The following is a 13452-nucleotide window of genomic DNA, read 5'->3' as shown; positions in this document are numbered from 1 at the left end:
TCAGTCGGCCGGGCGGCGGAGTCGGATTCCAGCCGGTCGCCAACGCGACTGAAGGCGTCTGTCCGATCTCGATCAGTGCTCCGATGTGGACCATAGAGCCCGCGTCCGGTGGGCCGCAGGGATCGGAGCGCACGCGTGAAGTCCAGAATCCTCAGTCGGGTCGCCGCGTCGGCCGTGGCGCTCGCGTGCGCCATGGCCGGCGCGGTGGCGCTACCGGCCGCCCCGGCCGCCGCCAGTCCGATCCGCAACGCCACCGCCTGGTCGGTGCTGCTGTGCAAGTTCAGCGACAAGCCGGCCGAGCCGCAAACGCCGTCGCACTTCGCCAACTTCCTCACCGCCGCCGGGATCGGCACCGGCGGGGTGGCGGACTACCTGGCCGACCAGTCCGGCGGGCGGGTGTCGCTGGCCGGGTCGGTCGTCCGGGGCTGGTACACCATGCCGTACACGCTGGCGCAGTTCCAGTCGGTCACCCGGTGGACCCGGATCCAGCGCTGCGTGGACACCGCGGCGACCGCCGGCTACTCGGTGCCGGCCGGCAACCGGATCGCGGTCATGCTCAACGACTGGGTGGATTCGGGTGCGTCCGGCGGTCGGGTGCTGCTCGACCCGGGCGCCTGGAACGTCGGCTTCGCCGCGCACGAGATGCTGCACGGCTACGGCCTCGGGCACTCGTTCTCCAACGACACCACCTACCAGAACGCGCCCTGGTCCCAGCCGGGCGAGTACGACGACCCGTGGGACCAGATGAGCGCCATGCACATCTTCGCGTTCAACACCGCGAACTACGGCACCAGCGCCGTCGGGCTCAACGGACCGAACCGCGACGAGTTGGGCTGGCTGCCCAGGAACCGGGTCTTCACCATGGCCGCCGACGGGGTCGGCTCGCGCACCTTCACCATGGCGCCGCTGGAGGTGCCCACCGCGGCCGGCCAACAGTTGATCCGCGTCCCGTTCGACCCGGCTGACCCCTTCCACTACTACACCGTCGAGTTCCGCCGGAAGACCGGTTGGAGCGCCGGCATTCCCGCCGACACCGTGCTGCTGCACGAGGTCCGCGACGGCACCCCCACCCTGCTGCGCACCGGCGCGGGTGGCGGGCCGGCCCAGTCGCTCAACGCCAACGGCGTGCAGATCGGGGTGAACGGGATCTCCGGCAACACCGCCACGGTGACCGTGACCACCGACGTGGTCAACCGCTGCCTGCAGGGGTACGTGTGGCGCGAGGCCCGCTCCGGTGACCGGGTCTGCGTCACCGGTGCCACCCGTAGCCAGGTGTGGGCGGACAACGCCTCGGCGGCGAGCCGCTGGGTGAACGGCCCGTACGGCCCGCACACCTGCGTCTCCGGCTACGTGTGGCGCGAGGCGTACGCCGGGGACGACGTCTGCGTCACCGGCACCCAGCGCAGCCAGGCCGCCGCCGACAACGCCGCCGCCGCGTCGCGGCGCAACCCGGCCCGGCTGGTGTCCGGCCCGAACACCTGCGTCAACGGGTACTTCTGGCGCGACGGCGACCAGTCCGACTACGTCTGCGTGACGGGGGCGACGCGTACCCAGGTGCTCGCCGACAACGCGGCCGCAGCGAGCCGCTGGGTCAGCGGCCCGTACGGCCCGCACACCTGTATCGCCGGCTACGTGTGGCGCGACGCGTTCATCGGCGACGACGTCTGTGTCACCGGGGCGCAGCGCAGCCAGGCCGCCGCCGACAACGCCGCCGCCGCGTCGCGGGTGTTGCGTCCCGAGGGCTGACCGACCGCGCCCCCGGTGGCCGGGCCCACCGGGGGCGCACCCGCCGGCTGCTCAGCCGGCCGGCCGCCGGTAGCGGGCGACCGAGAGTCGGAGGAACACGGCGACCAGCGCGATCGGCCAGGCCACGGCCAACCACGGGTAGTGTTGATCGAGTAATTTCGGCGGCATGACGATCTCGTTGGACGGTCGGCGTTTCGCCGCCGTGACGGATGCGGTGGCCGGCGAGGTGGGCACGGAGACGGTCTTCACGTACCACGAGCGGGCCGGCGAGGTGTGGGCCGAGTACGCCGGGGGGTCCATCCTTCGCGGCTACCTCGTCGGCACCCGCGAGGGCGACCGGCTGGACTTCCGCTACGTCCAACTCAACGCCGAGGGACAGACGTCCTCGGGGCACTGCGTCTCGGAGGTGACCGTGCTGGCCGACGGCCGCCTGGAGCTGCACGAGACCTGGTCCTGGGAGTCCCGACCGGGCAGCGGCACCAGCGTGGTGCAGGAGTTGCCCCGCCCCGCGCACCGGCAGCCCGAGGACAACACAAACGCCACGACGTAGGCCGGGCCGTGCGCGGGGCTGACGCCGCAGCGCCGATCGGGTCCCTACGCCGAGTCGGCGGATCCCGCCGGGCCGGCGACGCCGACGTTGAGCGGGTCGGCCAGCAGCTTGTCGAAGGCCAACTCGGCGGCGCCGATCAGGACCGCGTTCTCGTCCAGGGCCGCCGGCTGGAGCCGCAGGTGCTCGCGGGAGACCGGCAGCGGCATGGTGTCCAGCCGTCGCCGAACGATGTCCGCGCCGGCGGTGAAGATGTCGCGCAGCGAGCCACCGAACACCACGGCGTCCGGGTTGACCACGTTGACCAGGTTGCCCACGCCGAAGCCGAGCCAGTCGGCGACCCGCTCGACGGCCTCCCGGGCCCTCGGGTCGCCGTCGGCCGCCGCACGCAGCACCTCGGCCACCGCGGCGCGGTCACCGGGATCCCGGCCGGCGTGGCGCAGCAGGGCGGCCTCGCCGATCTCGGTCTCCCAACAGCCGCGCGAGCCACAGCCGCAGGGCAGACCGTTCGGGTTGACCACCATGTGGCCGACCTTGCCGCTGTGGCCGTGGTGGCCCATCAGCAGCCGGCCGGCGACGATGATGCCGGCGCTGATGCCCACGTCGCCGTGCAGGTAGATGAGGTCGTCGACGCCGGCGGCCACGCCGCGGACGTGCTCGGCCAGGGCGGCGATGTCGGCCAAATCGCCGGCCACGAAACCCGGGCCGGCGGGGAACTCGGCCTCAAGGGCGGTGCCCAGACTCTCATTGGCGCTGGCGATCCGGATCCTGCCGTCCGGATCGCGGGTGGTGTCGGTGACCGCTACCGCGCCGCCGACCAGCAGCGCGTCGGGGGCGACGGCGCGTTCCATGTCGCGGACCAGGTCAGCCAGGGGGCGGACGGCGTCGACCGCCGACATGCCACCGGGCCGGGGCGCCTCCCGCAGGTCGAGGATGCGCCCGCCGAGGCCGACCCGGGCGGCCCGCAACCGCTCCGCCTCGATGCTCAGCGCGTTGGCGTAGACCCGGTCGGAGCGAGGGCTCACCACCAGTGAGGGACGGCCGGCGCGGCGGGCGGTGGTCGGTGCCTCCTCGGTGACCAGGCCGCTGGCGGTCAGGTCGGCCGCGAGCGCGCCGATGGTGCTGCGGTTGAGGCCGAGTCGTCTGGTCAGCGCGGCGCGCGACGTCGGTCCGTTCAGGTGGACGTAGCGCAGCACGGCGCCGAGGTTCTGCCGCCGGATCTCCTCCTGGCTTACGCCGGGGATCGAGGGCAGCGGGGAATCGGGGTTGTTGCCGGCCCCGGAAGGCCTGGACCGTACGGGCGTGTCCACGGTCAGACCTCCTTCCGGGTTGGTGCCGGGTGGCACGGGACGATCAAACGACGATGGGTCCCGGAACAGGAGATCCGGGACCCATCGGCGTTACCTGCTGTGCGTGATTACTTGGTGAGCGGAGCGAGCTTCGGGTCGTTGGCGTACGCCTCGGCCGCGTTGGCCTTGGTGACGGCGACCGGCGGAAGCAGGAACGTCTCGACGACCTTGCTGCCGTTGTTGTAGGAGCTGGTGTCGTTCACCTGCGGCTTCTCGCCGGTCTGGAGAGCCTTGACCATGTTGATGGTCTCCTTGACCAGGTTCCGCGTGTCCTTGTTGATCGTCATGTACTGCTCGCCAGCGACGATCGACTTGACCGACTCAACCTCGGAGTCCTGACCGGTGACGACCGGGGTCGGCTTGCCGGCACCCTTGACCGAGGTCAGGATCGCGCGGGCCAGGGTGTCGTTCGGGGAGAGGACGCCGTCCAGCTCCTTGTTGCCGTAGGTCGAGGTGAGCAGCTGGTCCATGCGGGCCTGCGCACCCTCGGCCTTCCAGCCCTGGATGGCGGTCTGCTTCACGTCGGTCTGCTTCGAGGCGACGACCACGTTGCCCTTGTCGATCTCCGGCTTGAGCACGTCCATCGCGCCGTTGAAGAAGACACCGGCGTTGTTGTCGTCCGGCGAGCCGGAGAACAGCTCGATGTTGTACGGGCCGTTCGGCTTCTTGGCCTTCATGCCCTCAAGCAGGGCCTGGCCCTGGAGCTGGCCGACCTTGAAGTTGTCGAACGCGACGTAGTAGTCGAGGTCCGGCGTGTTGGTGATGAGCCGGTCGTACGCGATGACCTTCACGCCGGCGGCGTGGGCGGCCGCGACCTGGGTCGACAGCTGCGCGGCGTCGGTCGCGCCGATGACGATGACCTTGGCGCCCTTGGTGGTCATGGCGGTGATCTGGGCCTGCTGGTCGGCGACCGTGGTCGACGCGCCGGCGTACTGCACGTCAGCCTGGAAACCGGCCTCCTTCAGACCGTTGCTGAAGAGGTCACCGGCGAGGACCCAGTTCTCCGAGGTCTTGGCCGGCAGGGCCACGCCGATCAGCGAGTTCGCCGCGAAGCCCTTGGCGTCTCCGTTGGAGCCGCCGGACTCCTCGGTACGGCCGGAGCCGCAGCCGGCGAGGGCCAGCATGGCGGCGGCGCTGATGGCAACCACCGACGTGCCGAAGAATTTACGCATGGCAGGTCTTGCCTTTCTGAAAGGTGGAGACGGGTGGAGAGGTCGGTGGCCGTCAGCCGGACACCGCTGCCTTGGCGGGCTCGCGCTCCGCGTCCGGCGGTGAGGCGGGTGGTCCGGAGTCCTCGCGACGGAATGGCCGCATCAGACTTCCGATGATCGAGAAACGACCCTGGCTCTTGTTGTAGACGTCGATCGCGACGGCCAGCAGCAGGACCAGCCCCTTGATGATCTGGACGCGGTCGGTACCGACGCCCATGAGTTGCAGGCCGTTGTTGAGCACGGCCATGACGAGACCACCAACGATCGACCCGCTGATGGTGCCGATACCGCCGGAGACGGCCGCGCCGCCGATGAAGACCGCGGCGATCGCGTCCAGTTCCCAGCCGTTGCCGTCCTGCGGACCGGAGGCCGCCGAACGGGCCACGAAGATCATGCCGGCCAGCGCGGCCAGGACGGACATGTTCATCATGACGAAGAAGTTGACCCGCTTGAGCTTCACGCCGGACAGCTCGGCCGCCCGGGAGTTGCCGCCCACCGCGTAGATGTGCCGGCCGCCGGCCGTGTTGCGGGTGTAGAAGGAGTACGCCAGGACCAGCGCGACCAGGATGATGCCGGAGATCGGGAAGCTGGTGCCGACACGACCGCTGGCGAAGCGCAGCGCCGCGAAGGCGATCACCCCGACCATGACGGCCATCCGCAGGATCGAGACCCACATCGGCGCCGGGTCGGCGTCCATGGCGCGGCGGGTCTTGCGCGCCTGGAGTTCGCGCCACACCACGGCCACCGCCGCGGCCAGGCCGAGCAGCAGGGTGGCGTTGTTGTAGCCGGTGTTCGGCCCGAACTCGGGCAGGAAGCCGGAGCCGATCTCCCGGAAGCCCTCCGGCACCGGGATGGTGTTCGCGTTACCGATGAACTGGTTGCCGCCGCGGAAGAGCAGCATGCCCGCCAGGGTGACGATGAACGCCGGCACCCCGATGTAGGCCACCCAGAAGCCCTGCCAGGCGCCGATGAGGGCACCGATTCCGAGGCCGAAGAGGATGGCCACGGGCCAGGGCAGCGACCAGTCGGCCATCGACTTGGCCACCAGGATGCCCGCGAAGGCGGCGACGGAGCCGACCGAGAGGTCGATGTGCCCGGCGACGATCACCATGAGCATGCCGATGGCCAGGATCAGAATGTACGAATTCTGCTGGAACAGCGCGATCAGGTTGTCCGATCGCAGGGTCAGGCCATCGGTCAGGATCTGGAACAGGACGACGATCGCCACCAGGGTGAAGATCATGCCGAACTGGCGAGCGTTGGAGGTGGTTCCTCCGAACAGGTTCTTCTGAAGGTCCTTCAATCGGCTCATCGTGTGGCCATCTTCTTCGTCGAGGTCATCTGCTTCATGAGGTTTTCCGGGGTGGCGTCGGCCCGGGCGATCTCGCCCGTGATGGCGCCTTCGAACACGGTGTAGATGCGGTCGCAGAGCCCGATCAGCTCAGGCAGCTCCGAGGAGATGACGACGACGCCCTTCCCCTCGTCGGCGAGCCGCTGGATGATGCCGTAGATCTCGTACTTGGCACCCACGTCGATACCGCGCGTCGGCTCGTCGAGGATCAGCAGGTCCGGATCCGTGAACATCCACTTCGCCAGCACCACCTTCTGCTGGTTGCCGCCGGAGAGCTTGGAGACGCTCTCGTCGACCGTCGGCGCCTTCGTCCGCAACTCCTTGCGGTACGCCTCGGCCGCCTGGTACTCCTCCACCTGGTTCAGGACCCCGTGGTGGGAGATCTTGGACAGCTTGGCGGCCACCGTCGACGACTTGATGTCGTCGAGCAGGTTGAGGCCGATCGCCTTGCGGTCCTCACTGACGTACGCGAGACCGTTGTCGATCGCGTCCGCCACGGACTTCAGGACGATCTCCTTGCCGTCCTTGATGATCGTGCCCGACTCGTACACCCCGTACGAGCGGCCGAACACGCTCATCGCCAGCTCGGTGCGGCCCGCGCCCATCAGGCCGGCGAAGCCGACGATCTCGCCGCGGCGCACCACGAAGCTCTCGTTCTTGCAGACCTGCCGGTCGGCGGAGATCGGGTGCCGCACGTTCCAGTCGCGGACCTCGAAGAAGACCTCACCGATCTTCGGAGTGTGGTCCGGGAACCGGCTGCTCAGCTCGCGGCCGACCATGCCCCGCACGATCCGGTCCTCGTCGACCCCGTCGGCCTTGACGTCCAGCGTCTCGACCGTCCGGCCGTCGCGCAGGATCGTGATCTGGTCGGCGATCGCCTCGATCTCGTTCAGCTTGTGCGAGATCATGATCGAGGTGATGCCGCGCGAGCGGAAGCCGCGCAGCAGGTCCAGCAGGTGCCGGGAGTCGGCCTCGTTCAGCGCGGCCGTCGGCTCGTCCAGGATGAGCAGCTTGACGTCCTTGGCGAACGCCTTGGCGATCTCCACCAGCTGCTGCTTGCCGACCCCGATGTCCTTGATCAGGGTGTCCGGGTTCTCCTGCAGGCCGACCCGGGCCATCAGGTCCAGCGCCATCCGGTTCGCGGCCTTCCAGTCGATCGCGCCCCGCTTGCGCGGTTCGTTGCCGAGGAAGATGTTCTCGGCGATCGACATGTCCGGAATGAGCGCGAGCTCCTGGTGGATGATCACGATGCCGGCGTTCTCACTCGACCGGATGTCGGAGAACCTGCTCTCCGACCCCTGGTAGATGATCTTGCCGTCATAGGTGCCGTGCGGGTAGACCCCGCTGAGCACCTTCATCAGCGTGGACTTGCCCGCGCCGTTCTCGCCGCAGATGGCATGGATCTCGCCGGCGCGAACCACGAGGTTGACGTCGGAGAGGGCCTTGACTCCGGGGAACTCCTTGGTGATGGCACGCATCTCAAGGAGGATGGGCACGTCGCTCATCGCTCGTACCACCTCGCCAACGTCATCGTTGCCTCCGGAAGGTTGGACCTTCACTTGGTTTTGTTGTTGACGGCAACGTATTGCGGCGGACGGCCGATCTGCAAGGCGAGAGCCTGTTGAAAATGTAACAATCCGGCAATATAGACGTGGCGCAGTGTTCACACGTCCCAGCCGTCCCCGCAGCCCCTCGCCCACCTGAGGGCCGCTCCGCGCACCCCCGTCGACCTGGCGATCTCGCCCCGATCGACCCCGGCCGCTGCCCTCGAAGCTCTCACCAGGCAGGACCGGCGGACCGCCGCGTGTGGGGCGGCCATGCGCGGGTGGACAATCTCGCGCACCCTACCCGCCGGTCGGCGGTACGCGCCAAGGCCTCCACGACCAGGACCGTCGATGCGACAAACCCGGCTGGTGGCCGACGCCACACGGCCTCATCGCGGCCAGCGTCGATGGGTTCGATGTACCCCGGTGTCCCTCGACGCGTCGATCGTGGCCGTACGCCCGACCCGCACGAGCCGGGTCAGCTCGGGTGCAGCATTGCATCGGTGCGTCACGATGTCTTGGCGGACCACGTCACCGACCGGATCGAGCCTTCGACATGACGACCGAGCAGACCGCGTCACCCCCACGTACCGGCGGCGGCATCGTGGCCACCCGTCTGGGACAGACCGTCCGAGGTGGCCGCCGCGTCCTGGACGACATCTCGCTGACCGTCGCGCCGGGCGAGGTGGTCGCGATCATCGGCGTCAGCGGCGCCGGCAAGACCACCCTGCTCGAGACGTTGGCCGGGGTGCGACGACCGGCGGCGGGTTCCGTGGCGTACGACGGCGGCCCGGCCGACGGCACGGTCGGCTTTGTGCCGCAGGACGACATCATCCACCGCGAGCTACCGCTGGAACGCACCCTGCGCCACGCCGCCCGGCTGCGTCTCCCGCCGGAGGCCACGCCGGCCGACGTGGCCCGCCGGGTCGCCGAGGTGCTCGCCGCGCTGCGACTCGACGAGCGGGCCGACGTGCCGGTGGGTCGGCTCAGCGGCGGTGAGCGCAAACGCGCCAGCATCGCCGTCGAGCTGCTCACCCGGCCCGGCGTGTTCTTCCTGGACGAGCCCACCTCCGGGTTGGATCCGGCGATCGCCGTGGAGCTGCTGCGGGTGCTGCGCGCCCTCGCCGACGCGGGGACCACGGTGGTGCTCACCACCCACCAGGTCACCGACGTGGACCGCTGCGACCGGGTGGTCGTGCTGACCCGCCAGGGCCGGTTGGCGTACGCCGGCACGCCCGCCGGCGCCCGGGACTTCTTCGGCCTGCGCTCCCTCGCGGAGGTGCACCTGCGCCTCGACGAGGAGACGGACCCGGCCGTGTGGCCCGACCGCTTCACCGCGCACCGCGCTGCCGACCCGCCCGCCGGTACGCCCCACCCACCGTCCGGCACAGCCGACCAGGGCAGTGCCGGGGCGCGGCGCGGGCGGGTCGGCCGACTGCGGCAGTGGGCCGTCCTCACGGCGCGCAACGCGGAGATCGTCGCCCGTAACCGGCTGACCCTGGCCATCCTGCTCGGCTCGCCACTGATGGTGCTCGGCATGTTCGCGCTGCTGTTCCGCCCCGGCGCGTTCGACCCTGCGCGGCCCAGCCCGACCGTCACCGTGATGATCCTGTTCTGGATCGCGTTCGGCGGTTTCTTCTTCGGGCTGACCTACGGCCTGCTCCAGATCTGCACCGAGCTGCCGATCCTGCGCCGGGAGCGGTTGGCCGGGGTCCGACTCGGCCCGTACCTGTTGGCGAAGGTCGCGGTGCTGCTGCCGCTGCTGGCCCTGGTGGACCTGGCCCTGCTCGGGGTGCTGCGCGGCATCGACCGGCTGCCGCCGGTCGGCGGCGGCGACTTCGCCGCCCTGTACGCGACGTTGCTGCTCTCCTCGGCGGCGGCGCTCGCCCTCGGCCTGCTCTGCTCGGCGGCCGCCTCCGACGCCGCCCAGGCGACGCTGATGCTGCCGATGCTCTGCTTCCCGCAGGTGCTGTTCGTCGGCGCGATCCTGCCGGTGCCGGCCATGGCGGTCGGCGGCCAGTGGCTCAGCTACGCGATGTCGAACCGGTGGGCGTTCGAGGGCCTGGGGCACACCGCCGGGGTGGAGCGGCTCTGGCGCGACGGCGGTTCACCGCTCGGCCCGCCCCTGCTCGCGACGTACGGCGACAGCTTCGCCCAGCCGGTGTGGGTGAACTGGCTGGTGCTCGGCGGGTTCGTGGCGCTCTTTCTCGCGGCGACCTGGGTGGTCCTGGTGTGGCGGGAGGCCCGCCGTGCGTCCTGAGCACACCACACCGACGACCATGCCGGGGTACGCCGACACCACCCGCATCGACGACCTGCGCGCCAGCGACTACCGGCACCTCGACCAGGCGGGTCAGGTCTACCTCGACTACACCGGGGCCGGGGTCGCCGCGCAGGCGCAGGTGCGCGCCCACCACGACCGGCTGCTCGCCGGCCTGTACGGCAACCCACACTCGGAGAACCCCACCTCGGAGGCGTCCGGCGCGAGTGTGGACTCCGCCCGTCGCGCGGTGCTCGACTTCTTCCGCGCGGACCCGTCCGAGTACGCGGTCGTCTTCACCCCGAACGCCAGCGGCGCGTGCCGGCTGGTCGGCGAGGCGTACGACTTCGGCCGGACGGCGCCGTTCGCGCTGACCTGGGACAACCACAACTCGGTCAACGGCATCCGCGAGTACGCCCGGGCGGCCCGCGCGCCGGTGCGTTACGTGCCGCTGGCCGGCCCGGACCTGCGGGTGGCCGAGTCGGACCTGGTCCGTGTGCTGACCGCGGGCCGGGAGAGCCGGCCCGGACGGTGGGGCCGACCCGCCCGTCGCGGGCTCTTCGCCTACCCGGCGCAGAGCAACTTCTCCGGGGTGCAGCATCCACTGAGCTGGGTGGAGCTGGCCCACCGGCACGGCTACGACGTGCTGCTCGACGCCGCCGCGTTCGCGCCGACGAACCGGCTGGACCTGAGCGTCGTACGGCCCGAGTTCGTCTGCCTGAGCTGGTACAAGCTCTTCGGCTACCCGACGGGTGTCGGCGCGCTGCTGGCCCGCCGGGACGCGCTGGCCCGGCTGCGCCGGCCGTGGTTCTCCGGTGGCACGATCCGCGCGGTAAGCGTGCAGGGCGACTGGCACCGCCCGATGGACGACGAGTCGGCGTTCGAGGACGGCACGCTCAACTTCCTGAGCATCCCCGACGTGGAGTTCGGGCTGCGCTGGCTCGACTCGATCGGCGTGGACCTCGTGCACACCCGGGTCGGGCTGCTCACCGAGTGGCTGCTGGCCCGGTTGACCACGCTGCGGCACCGCAGCGGCCAGCCGCTGGCGCAGGTTTACGGGCCGGTGACGGGCGAGGGCCGGGGCGGCACCGTGACGTTCAACTTCCGTCACCCGGACGGCACCCTGGTCGACGAGCGGCTCGTCGCGCGGGAGGCCGCGGCGGCCGGGTTCCTGCTGCGTACCGGCTGCTTCTGCAATCCGGGCGCGGGCGAGGAGGCGTTCGCGATCAACCAGGGTTCGCTGCGGCGACGGCTGCTCGCCCGGGTCGACTCGATCGACCAGTACCTCGACGCGCTGCGGCTGCCGACCGGGGGCGCGGTGCGCGTGTCCTTCGGCCTGGTGTCGAACGCGAGCGACGCGCAACGCTTCCTCGCGTTCGCCGAGTCGACCTACCTGGACCGGGACGCCACGACCGGATCGCCGCTGCCGCCCCGGCTGCGCTGTTGACAAGTGCCGCGGCCCGGACGGCAGGGGCCTGGTCCGGCTAGCCGACCTGGACGACCGGCGCGGTGCGGTGCTTCATCTCCTCCATGAACGCGAACCGGGTGGTGAGCTCGGCGAGCGTCAACCCGGCGCGCCAGGCCGCGGCCATCTGGGCCACCTGGAGCAGATCCATGGCGTCGCCCCGGGCCTGGACCTGACCATCGACCCGAAGGTCGACCATGAAGTATCGGGCCTGGGAGCCGAGCCCGACGCAGACAACGCCCTGGTCGGAGTGCACCTCGGCGCAGGTGAACCGGGCGCGGCCCTGCTCGGGGGCGGTCACCCGGCCGAGGTCGAGTTGGTGCCGGGTGGCGGTCTCGATGAGCGCGGGGGCCAGGCCACCCCGCTCGACCAGATCCGGGTAGAGGCGCACACCCAGCGCCGTCGACGCGTCGCTCATGACTGACTCCCACTTCCTTGTGACAGAGACCAGCAGCTCGCACGTTACGGGGAGGTTTCGAGCGAGCCTTCGTCATCCTGTCCCCCATGGACGGCCCACGGCAATAGGAAGAGTCGATTCGCCCTCTATCGGAGTAAGGCGCGTTTCGCGCCTTGTAACCATCGGTGTTCACCACATCCTCGAATTGGAAACACTCTTGACAGAAAGCCGCCATATCGACACTCTTCAAAAAAGAGAGCGCTCTCCGCATGATCCGGCGCGAAGCCTCCGCCACCCCCCTCCCGCTGAGGAGCCTCCCGTGTTCACAGCCCGTCCCACCACCCGCCTGCGACCCCTCGTCCTCGCGGCGGTCGCGCTCATCGCCACCGCCGCCGCCCTCGTCCTACCCGGGCACAACGACAAAGCCGAGGCCGCCATCGGCCCGATCACCTGGCAGGACGAGTTCAACGCCTCGGCCGGCACGCCCGTCGACCAGAACAAGTGGCGCTTCGACATCGGCGGCGGCGGCTGGGGCAACAACGAGCGGCAGTACTACACCAACAGCACCAGCAACGCCGTCCACGATGGTCAGGGCAACCTGGTCATCACCGCCCGCCGGGACAACCCGGCCAACTACCAGTGCCACTACGGGCGCTGCGAGTACACCTCGGCGCGGCTGCTGAGCGCGGCCACCTTCACGCAGACGTACGGCCGGTTCGAGGCCCGCATCAAGATTCCGCGCGGCCAGGGCATCTGGCCGGCGTTCTGGATGCTCGGCACCGGCGGCGGGTGGCCCGACGCCGGCGAGATCGACATCATGGAGAACATCGGCCGGGAGCCCAACACCGTCTACGGCACCGTGCACGGCCCCGGTTACTCCGGTGGCGGCGGCATCACCGGCAGCCGCACGGTCGGCAGCCCGCTCGCCGACGGCTTCCACACCTACCGGGTGGACTGGGAGCCGAACGTGATCACCTGGTATCTCGACGGCGTGCAGTACCACCGGGTCGACCCCGCTCGCCTCGGCGGCAACCGCTGGGTGTTCGACCACCCGTTCTTCATGATCCTCAACGTGGCGGTCGGCGGTAACTGGCCCGGCTACCCGGACGGCTCCACGCAGTTCCCGCAGCAGATGCTCGTCGACTACGTCCGGGTGTCCAGCTACACCTCCGACGGTGGCGGCAACCCGACTCCCGGCACCAGCCGGATCCGCGGCGCACAGAGCGGCCGCTGCATCGACATCCCCAGCGCCAACCCGGTCGACGGCGCCAAGCTGCAGATCTGGGACTGCAACACCACCGCCGCGCAGGCCTGGACCTTCGCCTCGGACGGGACCATCCGCGCGATGGGCAAGTGCATGGACCCCGCCTGGGCCGGCACCGCCAACGGCACCGAGGTCAACCTGGTCACCTGCAACGGCAATCCCGCCCAGCGCTTCACCCTCAACGGCGCGGGCGACCTGGTCAACATCAGCGCCAACCGCTGCGTGGACGTCCGGGAGGCCAACCCCAACAACGGCGGCAAGCTGCACCTGTGGGACTGCATCGGCGCGTCCAACCAGAAGTGGTCCCGCATCTGAGCA

Annotated in this window: 10 protein-coding genes; 5 read left to right on the top strand and 5 right to left on the bottom strand. The window is 70.2% G+C overall.

Going from position 1 to position 13452, the window contains the following annotated elements; genetic code table 11:
- The first annotated feature begins 135 nt into the window (after nucleotides 1-135).
- Nucleotides 136-1746 carry a hypothetical protein gene (locus tag ABZ808_RS14755; RefSeq protein ID WP_357005743.1) on the top strand — a complete coding sequence of 537 codons (1611 nt, stop codon included), beginning with the start codon at nucleotides 136-138 and terminating at the stop codon, nucleotides 1744-1746.
- A gap of 166 nt (nucleotides 1747-1912) precedes the next feature.
- The gene (locus tag ABZ808_RS14750; protein WP_357005739.1) at nucleotides 1913-2296 is read left to right on the top strand and encodes a hypothetical protein; all 384 of its coding nucleotides are present in this window, start codon (nucleotides 1913-1915) and stop codon (nucleotides 2294-2296) included.
- Between the two features lie 44 nt (nucleotides 2297-2340).
- On the opposite strand, the gene ABZ808_RS14745 is transcribed toward ABZ808_RS14750, so the two are convergent.
- The 4 genes from ABZ808_RS14745 to mmsA all read right to left on the bottom strand — a co-directional run bounded on the left by ABZ808_RS14745 (nucleotide 2341) and on the right by mmsA (nucleotide 7709).
- Nucleotides 2341-3546, bottom strand: a complete 1206-nt coding sequence (locus ABZ808_RS14745; protein WP_357006779.1) for an ROK family transcriptional regulator — start codon at nucleotides 3544-3546, stop codon at nucleotides 2341-2343.
- Nucleotides 3547-3710: 164 nt separating this feature from the next.
- Nucleotides 3711-4814, bottom strand: a complete 1104-nt coding sequence (locus ABZ808_RS14740; protein WP_357005736.1) for a sugar-binding protein — start codon at nucleotides 4812-4814, stop codon at nucleotides 3711-3713.
- Between the two features lie 52 nt (nucleotides 4815-4866).
- On the bottom strand, nucleotides 4867-6165 hold the full coding sequence (gene mmsB / locus ABZ808_RS14735) for a multiple monosaccharide ABC transporter permease (protein ID WP_357005733.1): 1299 nt from the start codon (nucleotides 6163-6165) through the stop codon (nucleotides 4867-4869).
- On the bottom strand, nucleotides 6162-7709 hold the full coding sequence (gene mmsA / locus ABZ808_RS14730) for a multiple monosaccharide ABC transporter ATP-binding protein (protein WP_357005729.1): 1548 nt from the start codon (nucleotides 7707-7709) through the stop codon (nucleotides 6162-6164). The genes mmsB and mmsA overlap by 4 nt, the downstream gene beginning before the upstream one ends.
- 595 nt (nucleotides 7710-8304) lie before the next feature.
- Here mmsA and ABZ808_RS14725 point away from each other — a divergent pair.
- Nucleotides 8305-10008, top strand: a complete 1704-nt coding sequence (locus ABZ808_RS14725; RefSeq protein ID WP_357005726.1) for an ATP-binding cassette domain-containing protein — start codon at nucleotides 8305-8307, stop codon at nucleotides 10006-10008.
- A complete protein-coding gene (locus tag ABZ808_RS14720; protein ID WP_357005723.1) occupies nucleotides 9998-11455 on the top strand; it encodes an aminotransferase class V-fold PLP-dependent enzyme in 1458 nt (485 codons plus the stop codon). Before ABZ808_RS14725 ends, ABZ808_RS14720 begins: the two co-directional genes overlap by 11 nt.
- Before the next feature lie 37 nt (nucleotides 11456-11492).
- Here the strand turns inward: ABZ808_RS14720 and ABZ808_RS14715 are convergent, their stop codons facing one another.
- Nucleotides 11493-11891, bottom strand: coding sequence for a hypothetical protein (locus ABZ808_RS14715; protein WP_357005720.1), 399 nt, complete (start codon nucleotides 11889-11891; stop codon nucleotides 11493-11495).
- Between the two features lie 298 nt (nucleotides 11892-12189).
- Here ABZ808_RS14715 and ABZ808_RS14710 point away from each other — a divergent pair, with 298 nt between their 5' ends.
- Nucleotides 12190-13449 (top strand): family 16 glycosylhydrolase, encoded by a 1260-nt coding sequence (locus tag ABZ808_RS14710; RefSeq protein WP_357005717.1) that lies wholly within the window; start codon nucleotides 12190-12192, stop codon nucleotides 13447-13449.
- Nucleotides 13450-13452: the final 3 nt, after the last annotated feature.

Source organism: Micromonospora sp. NPDC047527, from assembly GCF_040643015.1.
In the GTDB taxonomy this organism is placed as follows: Bacteria; Actinomycetota; Actinomycetes; order Mycobacteriales; family Micromonosporaceae; genus Micromonospora.
The sequence above is the reverse complement of the archived record's forward strand: the minus strand, read 5'-3'. Positions and strand labels throughout refer to the sequence as shown.